This is a genomic window from Hallella sp. (assembly GCF_037460745.1).
Taxonomy (GTDB): Bacteria; Bacteroidota; Bacteroidia; order Bacteroidales; family Bacteroidaceae; genus Prevotella; species Prevotella faecis.
This window is the reverse complement of the sequence record NZ_JAXVAE010000077.1, coordinates 12,038-34,397: the sequence shown is the minus strand read 5'-3', so window position 1 is coordinate 34,397 and position 22,360 is coordinate 12,038. Positions and strand designations below refer to the sequence as shown.

Annotated in this window: 17 protein-coding genes; 16 read left to right on the top strand and 1 reads right to left on the bottom strand. The window is 51.8% G+C overall.

Going from position 1 to position 22,360, the window contains the following annotated elements; genetic code table 11:
- The first annotated feature begins 2 nt into the window (after window positions 1-2).
- The 16 genes from WKK33_RS04230 (at window position 3) to ilvC (ending at window position 20,214) form a co-directional block, all read left to right on the top strand.
- Window positions 3-779: a prephenate dehydrogenase/arogenate dehydrogenase family protein gene (locus WKK33_RS04230; protein ID WP_215758627.1), complete on the top strand. Its 777-nt coding sequence runs from the start codon at window positions 3-5 to the stop codon at window positions 777-779.
- Between the two features lie 84 nt (window positions 780-863).
- Window positions 864-2,879 carry a CotH kinase family protein gene (locus tag WKK33_RS04225; protein WP_337932630.1) on the top strand — a complete coding sequence of 672 codons (2,016 nt, stop codon included), beginning with the start codon at window positions 864-866 and terminating at the stop codon, window positions 2,877-2,879.
- 775 nt (window positions 2,880-3,654) lie between these two features.
- Window positions 3,655-5,010 carry a signal recognition particle protein gene (gene ffh / locus WKK33_RS04220; protein ID WP_215758630.1) on the top strand — a complete coding sequence of 452 codons (1,356 nt, stop codon included), beginning with the start codon at window positions 3,655-3,657 and terminating at the stop codon, window positions 5,008-5,010.
- Window positions 5,011-5,131: 121 nt separating this feature from the next.
- Window positions 5,132-6,013, top strand: coding sequence for a bifunctional methylenetetrahydrofolate dehydrogenase/methenyltetrahydrofolate cyclohydrolase FolD (gene folD, locus WKK33_RS04215; protein ID WP_337677835.1), 882 nt, complete (start codon window positions 5,132-5,134; stop codon window positions 6,011-6,013).
- Between the two features lie 5 nt (window positions 6,014-6,018).
- Window positions 6,019-6,198 (top strand): tetratricopeptide repeat protein, encoded by a 180-nt coding sequence (locus WKK33_RS04210; protein WP_215758632.1) that lies wholly within the window; start codon window positions 6,019-6,021, stop codon window positions 6,196-6,198.
- 67 nt (window positions 6,199-6,265) lie between these two features.
- A complete protein-coding gene (locus tag WKK33_RS04205) occupies window positions 6,266-6,499 on the top strand; it encodes a 4Fe-4S binding protein (protein ID WP_215758634.1) in 234 nt (77 codons plus the stop codon).
- A 4-nt stretch (window positions 6,500-6,503) separates the two neighbouring features.
- On the top strand, window positions 6,504-7,589 hold the full coding sequence (locus WKK33_RS04200; RefSeq protein WP_215758635.1) for a 3-methyl-2-oxobutanoate dehydrogenase subunit VorB: 1,086 nt from the start codon (window positions 6,504-6,506) through the stop codon (window positions 7,587-7,589).
- Between the two features lie 5 nt (window positions 7,590-7,594).
- A complete protein-coding gene (locus tag WKK33_RS04195) occupies window positions 7,595-8,362 on the top strand; it encodes a thiamine pyrophosphate-dependent enzyme (protein WP_215758636.1) in 768 nt (255 codons plus the stop codon).
- Complete coding sequence (locus WKK33_RS04190; protein WP_215758638.1) at window positions 8,359-8,904, top strand: 2-oxoacid:acceptor oxidoreductase family protein; 546 nt, start codon at window positions 8,359-8,361, stop codon at window positions 8,902-8,904. The genes WKK33_RS04195 and WKK33_RS04190 overlap by 4 nt, the downstream gene beginning before the upstream one ends.
- A gap of 233 nt (window positions 8,905-9,137) precedes the next feature.
- On the top strand, window positions 9,138-11,672 hold the full coding sequence (locus WKK33_RS04185) for an alpha-L-arabinofuranosidase C-terminal domain-containing protein (RefSeq protein WP_337932627.1): 2,535 nt from the start codon (window positions 9,138-9,140) through the stop codon (window positions 11,670-11,672).
- A gap of 1,096 nt (window positions 11,673-12,768) precedes the next feature.
- Window positions 12,769-13,863 (top strand): OmpA family protein, encoded by a 1,095-nt coding sequence (locus tag WKK33_RS04180; RefSeq protein ID WP_215758641.1) that lies wholly within the window; start codon window positions 12,769-12,771, stop codon window positions 13,861-13,863.
- Between the two features lie 281 nt (window positions 13,864-14,144).
- Window positions 14,145-15,947 carry a dihydroxy-acid dehydratase gene (ilvD, locus tag WKK33_RS04175; RefSeq protein ID WP_215758642.1) on the top strand — a complete coding sequence of 601 codons (1,803 nt, stop codon included), beginning with the start codon at window positions 14,145-14,147 and terminating at the stop codon, window positions 15,945-15,947.
- Between the two features lie 11 nt (window positions 15,948-15,958).
- Window positions 15,959-17,716 (top strand): biosynthetic-type acetolactate synthase large subunit, encoded by a 1,758-nt coding sequence (ilvB, locus tag WKK33_RS04170; protein WP_337468745.1) that lies wholly within the window; start codon window positions 15,959-15,961, stop codon window positions 17,714-17,716.
- A gap of 19 nt (window positions 17,717-17,735) precedes the next feature.
- On the top strand, window positions 17,736-18,287 hold the full coding sequence (ilvN, locus tag WKK33_RS04165; RefSeq protein ID WP_337932626.1) for an acetolactate synthase small subunit: 552 nt from the start codon (window positions 17,736-17,738) through the stop codon (window positions 18,285-18,287).
- 5 nt (window positions 18,288-18,292) lie between these two features.
- Window positions 18,293-19,063 carry an acyl-ACP thioesterase domain-containing protein gene (locus WKK33_RS04160; protein ID WP_215759970.1) on the top strand — a complete coding sequence of 257 codons (771 nt, stop codon included), beginning with the start codon at window positions 18,293-18,295 and terminating at the stop codon, window positions 19,061-19,063.
- A gap of 107 nt (window positions 19,064-19,170) precedes the next feature.
- Entirely contained in the window at window positions 19,171-20,214 is a 1,044-nt protein-coding gene (gene ilvC / locus WKK33_RS04155) for a ketol-acid reductoisomerase (protein WP_337569394.1), read from the top strand.
- Window positions 20,215-20,415: 201 nt separating this feature from the next.
- Here the strand turns inward: ilvC and WKK33_RS04150 are convergent, their stop codons facing one another.
- Window positions 20,416-22,320, bottom strand: a complete 1,905-nt coding sequence (locus tag WKK33_RS04150) for an ATP-dependent DNA helicase RecQ (RefSeq protein ID WP_337932625.1) — start codon at window positions 22,318-22,320, stop codon at window positions 20,416-20,418.
- Between the last annotated feature and the right edge of the window lie 40 nt (window positions 22,321-22,360).

Below are 22,360 nucleotides of genomic sequence, written 5' to 3'. Positions count from 1 at the left end.
TAATGAAAATACTTATCATGGGAGCGGGCAAGATGGGCTCGTTCTTCATAGATCTGCTCAGTTTCGACCATGAGGTGGCGGTCTACGAGCGCAACGCTAAGCGCTTGCGTTTCACCTATAACTGCCAGCGGTTTACCTCGCTCGACGAGGTGAAGGCCTTCGAACCGGAGCTGCTCATCAACGCCGTGACCGTGAAGTACACCCTGTCGGCCTTCGAGGAGGTGTTGCCTTACCTGCCCGAGCATTGCATCATCTCCGACATCGCATCGGTGAAGACCGACCTGAAAGCCTTCTATGAGAAGACGGGGCATCCCTATGTGTCGACGCATCCCATGTTCGGACCCACTTTCGCCAACCTCAACCAATTGTCGGAAGAGAATGCAATCATCATCAAGGAAGGCGACTACATGGGCCGCATATTCTTCAAGGACCTGTATCAGAAGTTGGGGCTCAACATCTATGAGTACACCTTCGAGGAGCACGACAAGACGGTGGCCTACTCGCTGAGCATACCCTTCGTGTCGACCTTTGTGTTCTCGGCTGTCATGAAGCATCAGGATGCGCCCGGAACGACCTTCAAGCGCCACATGAACATTGCGCGTGGGGTGCTCTCGGAGGACGACTATCTCCTGCAGGAGGTGCTCTTCAACCCCTATACCCACGATCAGGTGGCGCAGATACGCACGGAGTTGAAGGAACTGCTGGCCATCATCGACAACAAAGACGCCGATGGCATGAAGGCTTACTTGACGCGCATTCGAAAGAATGTGTTCGAGTGATTTTATGCATTTTTATGAATAAAAAAAGAGGTGGGAACTGCGGAAATTCCCACCTCTTTTCGTATATAATATAAAGATTATGTGATGAAACGATTGTTACTCCCCCTGCTGTTTGCTTTTTGGGTAATGGCCTTATGTGCACAAACTTATGTGCGTAAGACCAACCTGCCTTGCATCTATATCAATACGGAAGGCAACAAGGCCGTGTCGAGCAAAGAAACTTACATGTATGCCACGATGGTGTATGTGGATGAGAACGATCAAGTGACCCAATACGACAGTCTGCAAATACGCGGACGAGGCAACTCTACGTGGGGCCTGCGCAAGAAGCCTTATCGCATCAAATTCAAGGAGAAGCAGAAATTCTTGGGAAAAGGTTACGCCAAGGCCAAGAGCTGGACGCTGCTGGCCAACGCGGCAGATAAGACCATGATGCGCAACGCCATCACTTCGTATATGGGTGATTTCCTTGGCATGGCGTTCAACCCAGCCGCCAAGTTTGTGGATCTTGAGCTCAATGGCGTCTACCTGGGCACGTATCAGATTAGTGATCAGGTGGATGTGAGACCCCATCGTGTGAATGTGGTGGAGCAAGACTTCCCGCTTACGGAGACGTCGGACATCTCGGGAGGATACCTGCTGGAGGTAGACGGATTTCGAGACGGCAACTGCTTCGCAACCTCTTACTATGGGGTGCCCATCAGAATCCATCGCCCCGACGACGATGAGATTGTGGCCAAGCAGACGGCGTGGATCAACGATTATGTGAATCAGTTTGAGGGGGCCTTGATTTCGGGCGATTACACCGATGAGTATAAAGGTTATCGCAGGTTTGTGGACTCCACATCGCTCGCCAACTGGTACATAGCCACGGAGGTGTCGGCCAATGTCGACGGCTTCTACAGCACGTATTTCTACAAGGACCAGAACGATCCGCTGCTGTATTGGGGACCTCTGTGGGACTACGATATTGCCTACAACAACGATTACCGAACCGATCGTGGAGGGAGTAACACCACACGACAGCTGATGGTGAATGTGGCTTACAATGGCTCGAAGGTGTGGGTGCAGCGTATGTGGACCGACCCTTGGTTTGCGCGCCTTGTCTATCGCCGTTACCAAAAGGCGCTCAGCGATGGACTGGTAGATTTCTTACATCAGAAGATCGACAGTGTGGCCGCGCTGCTTGACGCCTCGCAAAAGCTGAACTACCGCAAGTGGGGCATCGACACGCGTATGTACCATGAGATCGTGTTGTATTCGAGTTACAAGGAATATGTGAACGACCTCAAGCAGTTTGTAAGCGATCACACCGAATTCCTTTCCTCGGCGTTTGCCGCCAAGCAGCCCAATGGGCCCGTAACGCCCGACACGCCATCGGACGCCACGCCACCGTTCGTGGCAGAAAACTATTACTATAGGGTGCTCAATGCGGGCAATTCCATGGCCATAGAGGGGGGAGCGCCAGATCAGATTTATAGCTATTTCAACCAAAGCGACCGTCGGGCGGAGGAGTGGATCATACGGCCCGTGGGCAAGTATTTCTCGTTGGTCAACCGCTCATTGAACAAGGCGCTCAACGATCCTTCGCCCACGGCAAACGTGGGAACCCAACTGGGACTGGCTGAGGTGGACACCACCGACACGCGCCAGCTGTGGGACATCATGCCGCAAGGCACGGAAGGATATTATAACCTGCGCAATGTTTACACGAATCATATCGCCAACTTGTCTGGCGGAAGCTCTAACGCGTACACAAACATCCTGAGCTACACAAACGACTCGCGCAATGGTACCAGCAAGAACCGTCTGTGGTACTTCAAGAAAGGCGACAAGCTGTCGCCTGAGGTGACGGGAATAGGTGCCGTGGAGCCTGATGAGTATGCGCTGGCCTACAATCGCGACATGGGCTATCTGCACTTCGGTAGTGAAACGCCTGACGCTCTGAGGTTCACAGTTAACGTCTACGACGCTACGGGACGCAAGGTGGGCTCGTTCATGGCTTCAGAGAAGATGGACGTGAACTCACTGCCCTCAGGCGTGTATGTCGTGAGTTGGACCGTCGGTGGGCATCGTCGCAGTGCTAAGTTTAGCAAGTAATAATACTCGCTAACAGAGGCTTCGCGCGAAATCTTCAGGATTTTCCACTGATAGCTTTGCGCCTTTCGGCCAAAAGCGTCAGATTCTTCAATAGATCGCATCATATCAAGAGGATGGCTTGGAACGGCTTATGGCTGTTTCAAGCCATTTTCAACCTAAATCGGTCATTAGATTTCAATTCTTGTTTGCGTTTGTTTCGAGCAGATTGCAACGGGTGCGTTGAAGCCATAGCGGGCTATGGCGAAACGCAACCGGAAGCAAGATGCCGAAAGAAACGCTGACAAGAGTTGGAAAGAAACCATAAAATCATAATAACTCACCCATTTCGGTCTAATGCCGATTTGGGTTCAATAGAAGTCGTAGTGGGCTGTGTGGAAACTCGGACGGAGGCAAAAGCACGAAAGAAACGCTTGGATGAGTAGGATGGGAAAGTAGCTTCCGGCATCTCCTGTCTTTTTGGGCCAAATGGCGAATTTGGCTTAAAAAACTTGCTTTTTTATTTTCGTCGCAACCATTTATTATGTATCTTTGCAGAAGATAGCTTGCATTTGGCCTTTTGAGAGATAGTTCTCATGGCGCCCGTAGGCTCCGTTTTTGCAAAAGGTGGAGACGATGAAGGTCGCGGAAAGGCTGGTAAAACAAATGGTTTGCACAACGCTGGCAATTCGTGGAAAAGCAGGCGATGATTCGAAAAGCGACAAGATACGGTGCGCGTGTAGCCGTAGGAATGTCTTTTGAAATAAAGAAAATCAAGTTAAGAAGTAATAGATAAGAAATGTTTGAGAACTTAAGTGAACGCCTGGAACGCTCTTTCAAGATACTGAAAGGTGAAGGCAAGATCACCGAGATCAACGTGGCGGAAACCCTCAAGGATGTTCGCCGCGCTCTTTTGGACGCCGACGTCAACTATAAAGTGGCCAAGAACTTTACCGACACGGTGAAGACGAAGGCACTGGGTATGAACGTGTTGACGGCTGTGAAGCCGGGGCAACTCATGGTTAAGATTGTGCACGATGAACTGGCCAAGTTGATGGGTGGCGAAGCCACCGAGTTGCATCTGTCGGGAAAGCCTTCCATTATCTTGATGTCCGGACTTCAAGGTTCGGGTAAGACCACGTTCAGCGGTAAGCTGGCCAATATGCTCAAGACCAAGCAGCACAAAAACCCTATGTTGGTGGCGTGCGACGTCTATCGCCCGGCTGCCATCGAGCAGCTGAAGGTGGTGGGAGCACAGGTCGGCGTCCCGGTGTACGCTGAGGACGAAAACAAGAATGTCAACGAGATAGCGCTCCATGCCATTCAAGAGGCAAAGGCCAAAGGCCACGACGTTGTGATCGTGGATACCGCAGGTCGATTGGCTGTCGATGAGTCGATGATGCGCGAGATCGCATCGCTGAAGGATGCCATTCATCCCGACGAGACGCTCTTCGTGGTCGACTCCATGACCGGTCAGGACGCTGTGAACACCGCCAAGGAGTTCAACGACCGACTCGACTTCGACGGAGTGGTGCTCACAAAGCTCGACGGTGACACCCGTGGCGGTGCTGCCCTGTCAATCAGAACGGTGGTGACAAAGCCCATCAAGTTCATCGGAACGGGCGAGAAGATGGAGGCAATCGACGTGTTCCACCCAGAGCGTATGGCCGATCGTATCCTCGGTATGGGTGACGTTGTCTCATTGGTGGAACGCGCTCAGGAACAGTTCGATGAGGAAGAGGCTAAGCGCCTGCAAAAGAAGATTCAGAAGAACAAATTCGATTTCGACGATTTCCTCAAGCAAATAGAGCAAATCAAGAAGATGGGCAACCTGAAAGAACTGGCTTCTATGATTCCCGGTGTGGGTAAGGCCATCAAGGATGTCGATATCGACGACAATGCGTTCAACGGCATTGAGGCCATCATCCGAAGCATGACACCGCAGGAGCGTACGCATCCCGAGGTGCTCAACCAAAGCCGCAAGATGCGTATCGCAAAGGGATCGGGCACCAGCATACAAGAAGTGAACCGACTGGTGAAGCAGTTCGACCAAACGCGCAAGATGATGAAGATGGTTACGGGAAACCAAGCCATGTCAATGATGGCGCGAATGAAAGACATGAAGGGCGCTATGCCACGCATGCCGAAACTGTAAAACACGCATTTCGGAGTTGGTGGTTTGACTTGCTCCAACAAGGAATCCCGCATGCGGGAATGACAGATTCTGCATGCCTAAATATTAAATTCCGTTTGCCTAAATATAAATAAGGAGAACAATGGCTTACACATTAATAGATGGAAAGGCGACAGCTACTGCCATTAAGCAGCAAATCGCCGAAGAGGTGAAGGACATCGTGGCCCGCGGAGGTAAGCAACCGCACCTGGCCGCCGTGCTCGTGGGGCACGATGGAGGCTCTGAGACCTATGTGAAGAACAAGGTGATTGCTTGCGAGCAGTGCGGTTTCAAGTCATCACTCATCCGCTACGAGGCTGATGTCACGGAGGAGGAGTTGTTGGCTTGCGTCGACCGTCTCAACAAAGACGAGGATGTCGACGGATTCATCGTCCAGATGCCGCTGCCAAAGCACATCGATGAGCAAAAAATTATCATGGCTATCGACTATCGCAAAGATGTCGATGGATTCCATCCCATCAATGTGGGACGTATGAGCATTGGCCTGCCGTGCTTCATCTCGGCTACGCCACTTGGCATTCTGACCTTGCTCCAACACTATCATGTGGAGACCTCTGGCAAGAAATGTGTCATCCTTGGCCGCAGCAATATCGTAGGAAAGCCTATGGCGCAACTCATGATGCAGAAGCAGTATGGCGACGCTACAGTGACCGTGTGCCACTCTCACTCTAAGACCTTGAAGGAGGAATGCCGTGAGGCCGATATCATCATCGCTGCCATCGGACGTCCCGACTTCGTGACGGCCGACATGGTGAAAGAGGGTGCAGTAGTCATCGATGTGGGCACAACGCGTGTTCCCGATGCCACACGCAAGAGCGGATTCCGCCTCAATGGCGATGTGAAATTCGACGAGGTGGCACCGAAGTGCTCGTTTATCACGCCCGTGCCAGGCGGAGTGGGTCCCATGACCATTTGCTCCTTGATGAGGAATACGTTGGCAGCAGGCAAGAAAGCTTACTATTAAGAGGTATGACCGCAACCGACTGGTATCAAAAAGGCAACGCCTACAGGCAGCAGGGCGACTGGAAACATGCGCTCGATTGCTATATGGAGGCGATAGAACTCGACCCCGAGTCGCCCGCTGTGGAGGCGAAGGCGATGCTCGAGGACATCTTGAATTTCTATAATAAAGATGCGTATAACCCATGATGGGATAAGCCGCGTGGGCCAAACGCAGAGTATGAAGAAATAACAAACCTGTTTAAATCTTATACCTATGGCTAAATTTAAAGGTGCCATTGTCGTTAACACAGATCGATGCAAGGGATGCCAATTGTGCATAGTGGCTTGCCCGAAGGATGTTATCGCGCTGGCTCAGAAAAAGGTGAACGTCCACGGTTATCCGTACGTGGAGGCTGCTCGACCAGACGACTGCATTGGCTGCGCCAGTTGCGGTGTCGTATGTCCTGATGGGTGCATTACGGTTTATAAGAAAAAGATGGAGGACTAAAGCTATGGCAGAACAAGAAGTCGTGTTAATGAAAGGCAACGAGGCTATTGCCAACGCTGCCATCCGATGTGGCGCCGATGCTTTTTTCGGCTATCCCATTACCCCACAGAGTGAAATCATTGAAACCCTGGCGCTGCTCAAGCCCTGGGAAACCACTGGTATGGTGGTTGTGCAGGCTGAGAGCGAGGTGTCGTCCATCAATATGGTGTATGGCGGAGCAGGCGCAGGAAAGCGTGTGCTGACCACCTCTTCGTCGCCAGGAATTGCCCTCATGCAGGAGGGAATATCATATATGGCTGGCGCCGAGATACCGGGCGTCATAGTCAATGTGCAGCGCGGTGGCCCTGGATTGGGAACCATCCAGCCATCACAGAGCGACTATTTCCAGGCCACACGTGGCGGTGGCAATGGTGACTACAACGTCATTGTGCTGGCACCGAACTCCGTTCAGGAGATGGCCGACTTTGTAGACTTGGCTTTCGAGTTGGCTTTCAAATATCGTAACCCGGCCATGATTCTCTCCGATGGCGTCATCGGACAGATGATGGAGAAGGTGGTGTTGCCTCCATTCAAGCCTCGCCGTACTGAGGAAGAGGTGAGGAAAGAGTGCCCATGGGCAACTATGGGACGCACGAAAGACCGTGAGCCCAACATCTTGACATCGTTGGAGTTGAAGCCTGAGGTCATGGAGCTTCGCAACATACACTTGCAGGAGAAGTACCAAACTATTCGGGACAACGAGGTGCGCTACGAGGCGCAGCAGTGCGACGATGCCGATTACATCATCGTTTCGTTCGGAAGTGCGGCCCGTATTGGTGAGAAGGCTGTTGAACTGGCACGTGCCGAGGGCATCAAGGTGGGCCTGTTCCGCCCCATTACGCTGTGGCCGTTCCCGAGTAAGGAGATTGCCGCTGCCGCAAAGGGCAAGAAGGGCATTCTCGTCAGCGAGATCAACGCCGGTCAGATGATCCAAGACGTCAAGTTGGCGGTCAATGGCGCTCTGCCAGTTGAGCATTTCGGTCGTTTGGGTGGCATCGTGCCCGATCCGGAGGAGATAGTCAACGTTTTGAAGGACAAATTAATGAGGTAAGGAAGATGGCAAACGATATAATTGCACCGGAGAATCTTGTTTACAAGAAACCGGAACTGATGAACGACACCCCCATGCATTATTGCCCGGGATGTTCTCATGGAGTGGTCCACAAACTCGTGGCTGAGGTCATTGAGGAGATGGGCATGTCGGAGAAAGTGGTGGGCGTATGCCCTGTGGGATGCGCAGTTTTCGCCTATCGTTATCTTGACATCGACTGGCAGGAGGCTGCCCATGGACGTGCACCTGCCGTGGCAACGGCCATCAAGCGCCTGTGGCCTGACCGCCTCGTTTTCACCTATCAGGGTGATGGCGACTTGGCTTGTATCGGAGCCTGCGAGACCATTCACGCGCTCAACCGTGGCGAGAACCTGACCATGATCTTCATCAACAATGCCATTTACGGCATGACAGGTGGACAGATGGCGCCCACAACGCTCATTGGTCAGAAGACTGCCACCTGTCCTTATGGCCGTGATCCGAAGATTCATGGCTATCCTCTCAACATCACAGAGCTTGCTTCTCACCTTGAGGGAACGTGCTACGTAACTCGCCAAAGCGTGGAGAACGTAGGCGCTATTCGCAAGGCGAAGGCCGCCATAAAGAAAGCTTTCACGGCTTCTATGGAGGGTAAGGGCTCCAGTCTCGTGGAAATTGTGTCTACCTGCAACAGCGGTTGGAAACTTTCTCCTGTGAAGGCCAACCAATGGATGGAGGAGCACATGTTTGAGAAATATGTCAAGGGTGATTTAAAAAATACGTTGGACGAATGAAAACAGAAATCATAATTTCAGGTTTCGGAGGACAAGGCGTTCTCTCGATGGGTAAGATTTTAGCTTATTCGGGCCTGATGGAGAACAAGGAAGTGACATGGATGCCTGCCTACGGCCCTGAGCAGCGAGGTGGAACGGCTAATGTGACCGTCATTGTTAGCGACGAGCGCATCTCGTCGCCCATCCTGAGCAAATATGATGTAGCCATCGTCCTCAACCAGCCGTCGATGGATAAGTTTGCGCCCAAGGTGAAGCCTGGCGGTATTCTCATCTATGATGGATATGGCATCATGACCCCTACAGACCGTAAGGATATCCACGTGTATCGCATCAACGCCATGGACAAGGCTGCGGAAATGAAGAATTCCAAGGTTTTCAACATGATTGTGCTGGGTGGATTGCTGAAGGTTGCTCCCGTGGTGAGCACCGACGGTCTCAACAAGGCGCTCTTCAAGAGTTTGCCTGAACGTCATCATGGCCTCATCCCGCTGAATATGCAGGCTGTGGAAGAGGGCATGAAGATTATAGAACAAACCGTATAATACTTGATTTTTTTATAACTCTCTAGTTTTGGAAGGTAGGTGGCAGTGATGTTACCTGCCTTTTTTGTTTTTTATTTTTGGCTATTTTTTCGCTTTTCCAAAGCCATATTGTGTTGGGAAAACATTATCTTTGCATAAGATAGGCTGCACTCAGCCATTTAGAGGAATGATTTGATGGCTTTTGCTATTCCTATCCGTTCAATTCAAAAACAAACCAACTTGAACCGTAAAATATGAAGAAATTGCTGATTGTCCTGGCTGCTTGTGCGGCAGTTCAGGCCAAAGCCCAACAAACGTTGCCCGCTTATCAGATATTGAACAATGATACGACGTGCGAGGTTTTTATCTATTCGCCTGGCGAGAAAGCAGGTCTTCACCTGGCTTATTTCACTGATGACGAGACTTGGATGGATGTTGGCCAGTTGTGTTCGTCTGATTATGCGCAGTGGGGAAGCGAGAAACGCATGTACGACCCTTGTGTGATTCATGCTGAGGATGGCTCTTGGCGACTTGTGTTTAGCGTGAACAACTATTCTCCTTGTTTCGCCGCGGCTTACAGTGAGGATCTTGTGACATGGCGTCCGCAAGATTATCCGCAGACCACCGTGAAGGGAGCGCTCAGTCCGGTGATGTTCCAGATGGACGACGGAACGTTCGACATTTATTATAAGGCTAAGGATGGGTCGAAGCATTATGTGCAGGCATCGAAGGATTTCCGCAAGTTTACTGAGTCGCCTGATCCCAGTACCATCGACGATGCGGCATGGATGAAGGACACGGCCACGGTGAATGGCGTGTTGCGTCATGGCAATATGTTTGATGTGCCCAAGGTGCATCTCGATTACATCTGCCAGTATTTCGATGCCGTTCGTCGCGATGCGGAGCTGAGTAGCGAGTCGATGCGCGACGATGCCAAGCGTTTTGCCTCCATTGGCAACCATGTCGACGCCACCCTCCGCGTCGACGCTTCGAAGTCCAAACCCATTAGCGATAAGCTCATTGGCGTGTTTTTTGAGGACATCAGTCGTGCGGCCGATGGCGGATTGTATGCAGAGTTGGTGCAAAATCGCGACTTTGAGTACAACTCGGCCGATCGACGCGAATGGTCGTCAACCACCGCATGGCAATCGAACCGCCCCATTGTTGTGAAGACCGATGTGCCTCTGAGCAAGAACAACGCCCACTATGCAGTGGTGGCTGCTAAAGACACCTTATATAATATAGGGTGGGATGGCATCACGGCAGCAGCTAACCAAGCGTTCGACTTTTCTGTTTACCTGCGCAATGAGAATGGTGAAAAGAACCAGGTGTTGGTGCAACTCATCGGTCAGAATGGTGAGGTGTATGCCAAGGAGAAAATCAAGACCGAGGGCCAAGGCTGGAATCGCTATGCCCTTCCGCTGGTAGTGGATAAGAAAGCGGTGAAGGGACAGGTGCGCTTGGCTCTGACACCGCTCAAGGAAGGTCATGTGGCGATCGATATGGTGAGCCTCTTCCCCCATGAGACCTTCAAGGGGCATGGGCTCCGCAAGGACTTGGCCGAGGCCATTGCCGCTCTCCATCCAAAGTTTGTGAGGTTCCCAGGCGGTTGCATGAGTCACGGACAGGGCCTCGACAACATCTACCATTGGAACCATACCGTTGGACCTTGGCAAGACCGTAAGCCCGATAAGAACATTTGGGGCTACCATCAGACTCGCGGCTTGGGTTTCTACGAGTATTTCCAGTTTTGCGAAGACCTTGGGGCTGAGCCGTTGCCTGTGTTGGCAGCAGGTGTTCCCTGTCAAAATTCCGTTCCCAACAAGGAAGGCCTTGGGGGGCAGCAGGGTGGTATCCCCATGAAAGACATGCCTGCCTATTGCCAAGAAATCCTCAACATGATAGAGTGGGCCAATGGCGACCCCGCCACGTCGAAATGGGCCAAGATGCGCGCCGAGGCCGGCCACCCCGAACCATTTGGACTCAAATATGTGGGTATCGGCAACGAGGACATTATCTCCACCACGTTTGAGGAGCGTTACGAGATGATCTGCAAGGCCATCAAGGCAAAGTATCCCAATATGATAGTCGTAGGTACAGTGGGTCCCTTCCATGACCCGTCGGCCGACTATGTGGAGGGCTGGAAGTTTGCCAAGGAACACAAAGACATTCTCGATCTTGTTGACGAGCACTATTATGAGTCGCCGGGATGGTTCATGCACCATCAAGACTACTACGACCACTACGACCGCAATGCGCCCAAGGTGTATTTAGGTGAGTACGCCTCGAGCACCCGCACGGTGGAGAGTGCTCTCGTTGAGGCCATGTATCTCTGTGGCTTGGAGCGCAATGGTGATGTGGTGTCCATGACAAGCTACGCGCCATTGTTGTGTAAGGACGGCTATTCCAATTGGAACCCCGACATGATTTACTTCAACAACGACACCATTACCTGCCTGACACCGAGTTACCACACTCAGCGTTTATGGGGTACCCATAGTGGCGATGTGTATGTGGGCTCGAAGATGAGCGTACGCCCTGAGCTGAGCCACCGCGTGGCAGCAAGCGTGGTGAGGGATAGCAAGACGGGCAAGACCATCGTTAAGTTGGTTAATGCCCTGCCTGCCAGCCTCTCCGTGTCGTTGCAGGGGCTCGCTATCCCCACTGGTGCAAAGGTTGAAGGCTTTGCAGGCAAACCCTCTGAGCGTACCGTTGTGGAGACAACTGGCGTTGAGGTTGGCCCAAAGGTGGAACTCGAACCCTATTCTGTGAAAGTGATCACATTCTAAAAACAGCCTCAATCTAACAAATGATTGGATATGAAACGAATGGGCGACTTCAACTTCGCCCATTCGTTTTTTTTAGCTCCCTTTGGCAAACGGCAAGGTGGCAGCTACGTGGAATCTGTGGGCGCTGTCTTGATTTTTGGCTAAAAAGTTAGTGGGGTGTTTCCAGTGAACTAGCGTGCGAAAATGTTATTTTTGCGAGAATCTGGTGGCTGAAATAGCAGAAACGCCTGCGGTTAGGCATCTTTCGAGTTGCGAGACATGCCAAACTGAGATGCGAAAGGCCATGTTTCGAGTCTTGGTTAGCCATGTTTCGCACTGCGGTTAGGCATATTTTGCAAGGTTGAAGGATGGATGTGGAGAGTTGAATGAAGCTTTTGTGCGATAAGATGCTGATTGTCAGATGATTGTGTAAATGCGCTGAGAATGGCGTATTTTCGCCAAATATTTCTGCGCTGGATAATAAATGTGTAGTTTTCAATATAGTTTGTCGCGCTTTTTACAAACGCACCCAACCGACTATCGTATCTCTATGTAATATAAGGTGTGGGGTGGAGGAGGGTTGCTGGTTACAGAAGGGTGTTCTTTGTCGGGCGTGATAACATGGACTTGTGTGATAGATTGGTCTTTGGTTTGGGTTTCTTTGCTGAAAAAAGTTGCGTTTGTTGGCAGGCCGTCCCTGTGCGATATTCGATGTGGATAGGCCCCGTTTTAAAGCTTTGTAATTGTAATGCATAATTATTGAAATGCCTGAATGTCATTAAGTTTCGTGCTTTTGGTTGTGGGGTGACGTCTGTTTTCGTGGATAGATTATGGTCTATTGTTCCATTGATATAGCCATCTTTTATCTTCTTATGTGTTAACGGGCACAGGCTTTTGAAACCATGTAAATCAAAGGATAATATATTCAATATGTGGCCTTTCCTTTGGTTTTTCTCTGTTTTTAGTGTAGAAAAGTGATGTAAAATACGTTTTTGATGCAAAATGTGTCTTTTTGTGGGTGAAATATTTGGATGTTTCAAGAAAAAACATTTTCTTTGCATTCTGAAACGACGAGAGATAATAGAATAAAACATAAATAATTTTAATTTTAGAGAGTATGAAAAAGTTATTTACTTTGTTTGCAGCCGCTTTGGTTGCCGCTTCTGTTTCTGCTCAGACTACAGTTGAGGGAAGCAAGGTTTTTGACAACATGTACATTGGAGTTAACGGTGGCGTTAGCACCAAGATGACTGGCCACAGCTGGATGAAGGGTCTTAACCCCAACGCTGGCCTGCGCATTGGTAAGAACATCACCCCGGTCTTCGGTTTGGCCATTGAGAGCAACGCTTATTTCTCAAACAAGCCTTGGGCCTCTACCCGTTTGGCTGTTCGCGCAATGAACACCTCTTTGCTCGGAACCCTGAACCTCAGCAACCTGTTCGCTGGTTACAAGGGCGACCCTCGCACATTTGAGCTGGGTGCTGTTTATGGCATCGGCTGGGGTCACGTGTTCATGCACCAGGAGGATGGCCGCGCCATCAACCGTATGACTTCTAAGGCTGGTTTGGACTTCCAGTTCAACTTCGGCAGCAAGAAGCAGTGGCAGTTCTATGTTGAGCCTGCAGTGACATGGGTGTTCAACGGTATGCCTGGCTGCAATGGCGAGAGCGACTATAATGACTATGGTTACAAGGCCACATCTAGCGCCAACCAGGGTGCTTATAACATCAACAACGCTTTCTTCCAGCTCAACGCTGGTGTTGTTTACAAGTTCCAGAACCACGACGGCCGTCACAACTTCACCGTTGCCCAGCTCCGCGACCAGAACGAGATCGACGCTCTGAACCAGACCATCAATGATCTGCGCAACGAGCTCGCCAAGAAGCCTAAGGAGGTTGTCAAGGAGGTTGTCAAGGAGGTTAACGCCGACTGCGCCGCCAACACTGTTATCGTTACTTTCGCACAGGGCAAGAGCGCTCTGACCAGAGATTCTAAGGCAGCTCTCGACGCTGTTAAGGAGGGTAGCCACGTGAAGGTTATCGCTACAGCTTCTCCTGAGGGTAGCAAGAAGTTCAACCAGAAGCTCTCTGAGGCTCGTGCCAAGGTTGTTGCCAAGTACCTGAGCAACAAGGGCGTTATTGTTGACGAGGCTACAGGTAAGGGTGTTCAGGGCAGCACTTCTAACCGTCTGGCTATCGTTTACGTAAAGTAATCGCATCCCATAAGGCTTCGCATAGAGAGCCTTGAAAATATGAAATCCGCTGGTTTCCCGCATGGAAGCCAGCGGATTTTTGTTGGTACACCCATCAAATTCTGCAGTCAGGCAAGTTGATGGATGGTAGCGTTAGGACAGGTTGGTTTGTTATTATTTTGTGTTTAAATGGTGTTTTTTACTTTCAGTTTGATTAAAAAACATGATTTTTTTAAAACGGATTGTTGTAGAATTGAGTTAAAGTAGTTACCTTTGCAGCCGTATTTAGAGAACAAGTAGTTATGAAACATCCATTGAGAAGTGCCGTCTGCACGGAAGGCAGACGTATGGCAGGAGCTCGCGCCCTTTGGGTTGCCACAGGAATGAAGCACGAGCAGTTTGGCAAACCCATTATTGCTGTTGTCAACTCATTCACGCAGTTTGTACCCGGCCACACACATTTGCATGAGATTGGACAGATTGTTAAGCAGGAAATCGAAAAGATGGGTTGCTATGCAGCCGAATTCAACACCATCGCCATCGACGACGGAATCGCCATGGGTCACGATGGTATGCTTTACTCCCTGCCATCGCGCGACATCATTGCCGACTCAGTGGAATACATGGTCAACGCCCACAAGGCTGACGCCATGATTTGCATCTCAAACTGCGACAAAGTAACTCCGGGCATGCTCATGGCTTCCATGCGCCTCAACATCCCCACGGTGTTCTGCTCGGGCGGTCCCATGGAAGCCGGGCGTTGGCGTGGTCAGAACGCCGACCTCATTACGGCCATGATCGCTGGAGCCGACAGTGAGGTGAGCGACGACGAGTTGCAGCAGATTGAGCAATGCGCGTGCCCCGGTTGTGGCAGTTGCTCGGGTATGTTCACGGCCAACTCTATGAACTCGCTTACCGAAGCCATAGGCCTGTCGCTTCCCGGCAACGGCACCATTCTTGCCACACATGCCAATCGTATAGAACTATTTAAGCAGGCCGCCCGCCAAATCGTAAAGAACGCTTTGGCTTATTACGAAGATGGCGACGAGAGTGTGCTGCCGCGTAACATCGCTACGCGCGATGCATTCCTCAATGCCATGACGCTCGATATCGCCATGGGAGGTTCCACCAATACCGTGCTCCATCTGTTGGCTGTGGCCCAAGAGGGCGGCGCCGACTTCAATATGAACGACATCGATGAGCTGAGCCGAAAGACGCCATGCCTGTGCAAGCTTTCGCCCAACACCCAGAAATATTCAGTCCAAGAGTGCAACCGAGCTGGTGGCATCCTGGGCATTTTGAACGAGCTGAACAAGGGCGGACTGATACGTGGCCACGCCAAGCGCGTTGATGGACTGACGCTCGACGAGGCAATGGCTCGCTACGACATCACTGGCGCGTCGGTCGATGCTGAGGCCGACCGCATCTACCACAGTGCCCCCGGTCGCCGTTTCTCCACCCAGATGGGCAGTCAGAATGAGCAATGGCCCAGTCTTGACACCGATCGTGCTGCGGGATGCATACGCGATATGGAACACGCCTATACGAAAGACGGTGGTTTGGCAGTGCTCTTTGGCAACATCGCCCAAGATGGTTGTGTGGTGAAAACAGCCGGTGTGGCTCCCGAACTGTGGCATTTCGAAGGTCCAGCCGTGGTCTTCGATTCTCAGGACGACGCTTGTGAGGGCATTCTCGGAGGTAAGGTGAAGTCGGGCGATTGCGTCGTCATCACCCACGAAGGTCCCAAGGGCGGTCCGGGCATGCAGGAAATGCTTTATCCCACCTCCTACATCAAAAGCCGCCATCTCGGCAAAGAGTGTGCCCTTATCACCGACGGACGATTCTCGGGCGGCACCAGCGGCTTGAGCGTTGGACACATATCGCCCGAGGCGGCGTCGGGTGGCAACATTGGAAAAATCAAGGATGGCGACATCATCGTCATCGACATTCCCAGCCGTACCATCAACGTCAAACTCAGCGATGAGGAATTGGCGGCTCGCCCGCAGCAGCCGTTGCGTCGCCACCGTGAGGTGAGCAAGGCCTTGAGGGCTTATGCGCAGAGTGTTAGCTCTGCCGACAAGGGCGGTGTAAGAATCATAGATTAAGCAGACTACTTATGACAGAAGACAACATAAAGGAAGTGCCCTGGGCTGGAATCCGCATTGGTGAGGAATGCACAGGAGCAGAGATTTTGATGCGCGCCCTGTATCAGGAAAGTGTGCGCACGATATTTGGATACCCCGGTGGAGCCATCATGCCCGTTTACGATGCGCTCTACACCTATACGCGTAAGCGCGATCCGTGGTTCCGCCATGTGTTGGTGCGCCACGAGCAGGCTGCCGCCCATGCCGCCGAGGGCTATGCGCGGGTGAGCGGCGAAGTGGGCGTGGCTGTAGTGACGTCGGGTCCCGGCGCCACCAACACGCTGACCGGTGTGGCCGATGCCATGATGGACTCTACGCCCATTGTGGTTATTGCTGGACAGGTGGGTGTGGCTTCGCTTGGCACCGACGCCTTCCAGGAGGTCGACCTCGTGGGAATGGCGCAACCCATTTCCAAGTGGAGCTATCAGATACGCAGCGCCGAGGATGTGGCTTGGGCCGTCAATCGGGCGTTCTACATCGCCCGCAGTGGTCGCCCAGGCCCAGTGGTGCTCGATTTTCCGCGCAATGCGCAGACGGGTAAGGCCAAGTGGATGCCGGGCAAGGCCGACAATGTGAGGTCGTATAACCCGTATCCCGAGGTTAGTGAGGAGGCTGTGCGACAGGCCGCCGAACTCATCAACAAGGCTCAGAAGCCCTTTGCCCTCGTAGGACAGGGCGTGGAACTGGGTGGCGCACAGCAGGAACTCAAGGCGTTTCTCGAGAAGGCCGACATTCCTGCGGGCCGCACACTGATGGGCCTCTCGGCCCTGCCTTCCGATCATCCGCTCAACATGGGTATGCTGGGTATGCACGGCAACTATGCGCCCAACGTCAAGGAGCAGGAGTGTGATGTGCTGATCGCTATTGGCATGCGCTTCTCTGACCGTGTCACGGGGCGCCTCGATAGCTACGCCCGTCAAGCTAAGATAATTCATCTCGACATCGATCCGTCGGAGATCGACAAGAATGTGAAGACCGATGTGGCCGTTGTGGGCGACTGCAAGGTGTCGTTGCCCGCCATTACAAGTTTGCTCCATGAGGCTTCGCACCAAGAGTGGCGCGACTCGTTCAAGCCGTTACAGGCCGAGGAACAGCAGGAGGTTATCACGCCCTCTATCCATCCCACCGGCGGACCGTTGCTGATGGGCGAGGTGGTCAATGCTGTGGCAGAGGCTACCGAGGGCAATGCTGTTCTCGTGAACGATGTGGGCCTGAACCAAATGTTCTCTTGTCGATACTTCAAGTACAAGCACAAGCGGAGCGTTGTGTCCAGCGGAGGCCTGGGAACCATGGGCTTTGGTCTACCAGCGGCTGTCGGTGCCACCTTTGGCGCGCCCGACCGCACCATCTGCCTGTTCATGGGCGATGGCGGCTTCCAGATGTCCATCCAAGAGCTGGGCACTATCATGGAGCAGCAGGCACCCGTGAAAATGATTTTGCTCAACAACAATTACCTGGGCAATGTGCGCCAATGGCAAGACCTGATGTTCAACCATCGCCATTCGTTCACCCGCATGATGAATCCCTGTTACGAGATCATCGCACGCGGTTACGGCATCCCTTATAGTGTGGCTGTCGACCGAGCCGACTTGAAGGCTAAGATAGCCGAGATGCTCAGCACCGACGGACCTTATTTGTTGGAGTGCGCAGTGAAGGAGGACGAGAACGTAACGCCGATGATTACTCCCGGTAGTGCCATCGACGAGATGCTGCTGCATCTGGACATTTAACCACAAATTGAGAAAACGTATGGATAATAAGGATAAAGAAACGGCCAAGCAGTTTTACACCCTGCTGGTTTACAGCGAGAACGTAGTGGGTGTTCTCAATCAAGTGACAGCCGTCTTCACTCGTCGCCAAGTGAATATAGAGAGCCTCAATGTGTCGGCTTCGAGCCTGGAGGGAATCCACAAGTACACCATCACTTGTTGGAGCGCCCCCGACCAGATCGAGAAAATCACCAAGCAGATCGAGAAGAAAATAGACGTCATCAAGGCCAATTACTATACCAACGAAGAGTTGTTTATCCACGAGGTGGCCATCTTTAAGATCTCCACCCCCGTACTGCTCGACAACTCAGAGATATCGCGCGTCATCCGAAAGCACGGTGCGCGTATGATGGAGGTTAACCCCACATATTCCACTGTGTTGCAAGCCGGACTGACAGAGGATATCACCGACCTCTATGAGCAGTTCAACAGGTACCGCTGTATCTTGCAGTACACGCGCTCAGGCCACATCGCCGTGACCCGCAGCTTTGACGAACCAGTCACCGATTACCTTAATAAACATCAAGAATAACAACTATGAAGAAAGAACTATTGCCTAAGGTTGGCCGCTATGCATTCATGGCGGAGCCGTTCCGTTGCGACTTCAGCAACCATCTGTTTGTTGGACATCTTGGCAATTCTATGCTCAATGCCGCCGACTTCCATAGCAACGACCGCGACTATGGCATGAGTTACCTCAACAAGATTCACCGCACGTGGGTGTTGTCGCGACTGGTCATTGAGATGGAGGAGATGCCGGTGGCATACGAGAAGTTCGACATCGAGACGTGGGTTGAGGGCGTGATGCGCTTCTTTACCAGCCGTAACTTCGCTGTGAAAAGTCCCGACGATGGAAAAGTCTATGGCTATGGACGCAGCGTGTGGGCCTTGATCGATACAGAAACACGCCAGCCTGCCGACATCTTCGAGGTGCAAGGGGGATTGATCAGCGAGTATGTGGAAACCGACAAGCCGTGCCCCATCGACAAGCCGGGTAGGGTGAAGATGGGCAAAGATGCGGCGCTCGTTCGCACCATCGACACCTATTATAATGATGTGGATGTCAACGGACACATCAATTCCGTAAAATACATCGAGCATGTGCTCGATCTTTTCGACCTCGATTGGTACCGCCAGCATCGGCTCAAACGCTTCGAGGTTGCCTATGTGGCTGAGGCTCATCAAGGCGACAGGCTGAGCTTATGGAAAGAGCAAACTGGAGTCGATGAGTATTGTGTGCGTATCACTCGCGATGATGATACAAAGCAAGAAATCGTAAGATGTTTGATGAAATTCGTAAAAGATTAAAAGAAAACTTGCATATATTATTTTAAATCACTACCTTTGTGCACGTAAACAATGCATGAAGATGCTGAGAGAACTTTGACGTATAACGTTTTTAATAATATTAGCTTATGGCAAAAATGAATTTTGGTGGCGTTGTAGAAGATGTTGTCACCAAGGAAGAGTTTCCGTTGGAGAAAGCTCGTGAGATTTTGAAGGACGAGACAATCGCTGTTATCGGATATGGTATTCAGGGTCCTGGTCAGGCAGGCAACCTTAGGGATAATGGTTTCAATGTAATTGTAGGCCAACGTCAGGGTAAGACCTACGACAAGGCTGTTGCCGATGGATGGGTACCGGGCAAGACTTTGTTCTCCATAGAGGAGGCTGCCGAGAAAGGAACCATCATCTGCATGTTGCTTTCCGATGCCGGTCAGATTGCCGTTTGGCCTAAGCTTAAGAAGTATCTTACAAAGGGTAAGACCCTCTATTATAGTCATGGCTTTGCTATCAACTGGCAGGATCGCACAGGTGTTGTTCCTCCCGAGGATGTTGATGTCATCATGGTGGCTCCTAAGGGATCGGGCACATCACTTCGCACTATGTTCCTTGAGGGCCGTGGCTTGAACTGCTCGTATGCCATCTATCAGGATGCTACGGGCAAGGCCGAGGAGAAGTGCATAGCTTTCGGTATCGGCATTGGCGCTGGTTACTTGTTCCAGACAACCTTCCACAAGGAGGCTACGTCTGACCTTACTGGTGAGCGCGGCTCGCTGATGGGTGCTATTGAGGGATTGTTCGAGGCCCAGTATGAGGTGCTCCGTTCTCACGGACACTCACCCTCTGAGGCTTTCAATGAGACTGTTGAGGAGCTCACACAGAGCCTTGCCCCGTTGTTTGGTGAGAAGGGAATGGATTGGATGTACGCCAATTGTTCAACAACGGCCCAGCGTGGCGCCCTCGACTGGGCTCCTCGCTTCAAGGCAGCCATCAAGCCTGTGATGGAATGGCTCTACCTGAGCGTGGAGAATGGTACAGAGGCTCAGATTTCTATCGACAAGAACTCACTGCCCGATTACCGCGAGAAGCTCAATGCCGAGCTGCAGGCCATGCACGACATGGAGATGTGGCGTGCCGCCGAGACAGTACGCCAGTTGCGTCCTGAAAACAACTAATAGGATATAGACACAAACACAAGCACAAACACAAATAGGAATCCCTGGCTCTCCTTAAGCGAGAGTCAGGGATTTATGTCTTTGTAACATTCGAAAGGTTGCGTTTTGAACATGCCGTTGGGCCATTGTCCTGTTGCAATGCGGCGCTTTGGATGTGACGTTTGGGGGCTAAGGTTTGATAATGAAGGGCGATTCTCGTGATTAGCGGTAAATCAAGAGGCCGTCTATGTGAACGAGTTCCTCATTGCAGAGATATTTGAGTGCTTCCTTGAAGGCTTTTCGGGGCAAAAGAAGCTCGGATGTTTCTTTGATGTCGTGGGGCTTATGATCGGCTAAGAGGTCGAGTATGGCTTGCTTGGCGTCTTTGAATTCTTGTTCCGCATTGGGGTTGGGCTGGTGGTCAACGCATACGTCGCAGATGCCGCAGTCTTCCGATTTCGTCTCATCGAAGTAGCGGAGGAGCTGTCGGCTACGGCACACGTGGTTGTTGGTGGCGTATGCTTCTATGGCGTTGACGTGCTTGATGAATTGCTCTTTGCGTTGGTCGTACACGCTGGCAGGTATCACCACGTCGCAACCGTCTATGCGATCTTGGGTGTAGGTGATGAATGGTGTCTTGCGCTGAGGGATGAAATGTAGTATTCGCCTGTGGCTCAGGCTTTTTAGGATGAGGTAAACCTCATTCTGACTGAGCCCGCTAACCTGTGAGATGAGTGCCTCTTCAACGTAACGGTAGTCGGAGAACAGGCCGCTATAGTTCCGTAGCAAGGCGGAGATGACGGCCTCCTCGTTGGGCGTTGTTTCGTATAGCTTGTAGAGCTCGTCGCGTCCAAGCAGGAACCTAAGTCGTGCTCGCGCGTCGGGATCGGTCTCATATTCGATGTAACCTGCGCTTTGCAAGATGTGCAGCGCGGAGTTTACGTAGAGAGGGTAGAAGTGGTAGATATAGCAGAACTGATCTATGTTGAACGTGAAGGTGTGCCCGTTGCCGCTGCCCAGTCCCACTTGGAAGAAATAAGCCAGATGATCATACACATCGCGCACGATCTCCTTGGATGGGAAAGTGGTCTTGATCCTTTTTGCCAGTACGGCATGGTCGTGCCCGTTCCACAACAGGATGGCGTACGCTTTCTTTCCGTCGCGTCCAGCTCGTCCCGCCTCTTGGAAATAAGCCTCTACCGAATCGGGGCAGTCGAGATGAATCACAAGGCGCACGTTAGGCTTGTCAATACCCATTCCGAAGGCGTTGGTGGCTGCCATGACGCGTTTTTTATCGGTTTGCCAAAGCTTTTGCCGTTCGTCTTTAATGGCGGGTTCCAATCCTGCGTGATAGAATGTGGCCGACACGCCCTGCTGTTCAAGCCATTCTGACACGACCTTGCTTCGCCTCCGGCTACGTGTGTAAATGATGGCGCTGCCTTCTACCGACTTAAGAATATGGAGCAGTTCGGCGTATTTGTCCAACGCCTCGCGTACCACGTAAGCCAGGTTGTCGCGTTTGAAGCTCATGCGGAACACCTTCTTTTCTCTGAATTGCAGGCGTTCCATGATATCGTCCATGACGCGTCGTGTGGCGGTGGCGGTCAGGGCCAACACGGGAGCGTCGGGCTTGACGCGTCGGATCTCCGCAATTTGTAGGTAGGATGGTCGGAAGTCGTAGCCCCATTGGCTGATGCAGTGGGCCTCGTCGACGGTGATGAAACTCACCTTCATGTGCTTGAGTTTCACCAAGAAAATGTCGGAAGCGAGGCGTTCGGGCGATACGTAGAGCAGTTTGACGGCGCCGAAGATAGCGTTTTCGAGAATCTTGATGATTTCGGAGCGCGCCTGTCCTGAGTAGATGGCGGCTGCTTGTATGCCCTTCTGTTTCAAGTGGCTCACTTGGTCCTTCATGAGGGCGATAAGAGGTGTGACGACAATGCACACGCCCTCCTGGGCGATGGCGGGAACCTGGAATGTGATGGATTTCCCTCCGCCCGTTGGCATAAGGCCGAGCGTGTCCTTGCCTGCCCCTATGCTCTCAATAATTTCGCGCTGGATACCTCTGAATTCCGAGTAGCCCCAGTATTTCTTAAGTATCCCTAAGTATTTGTCGTCTTGTGGCAATCTAATGACCGATTGTTGTTAAAAAACGGAGATGCCCGCG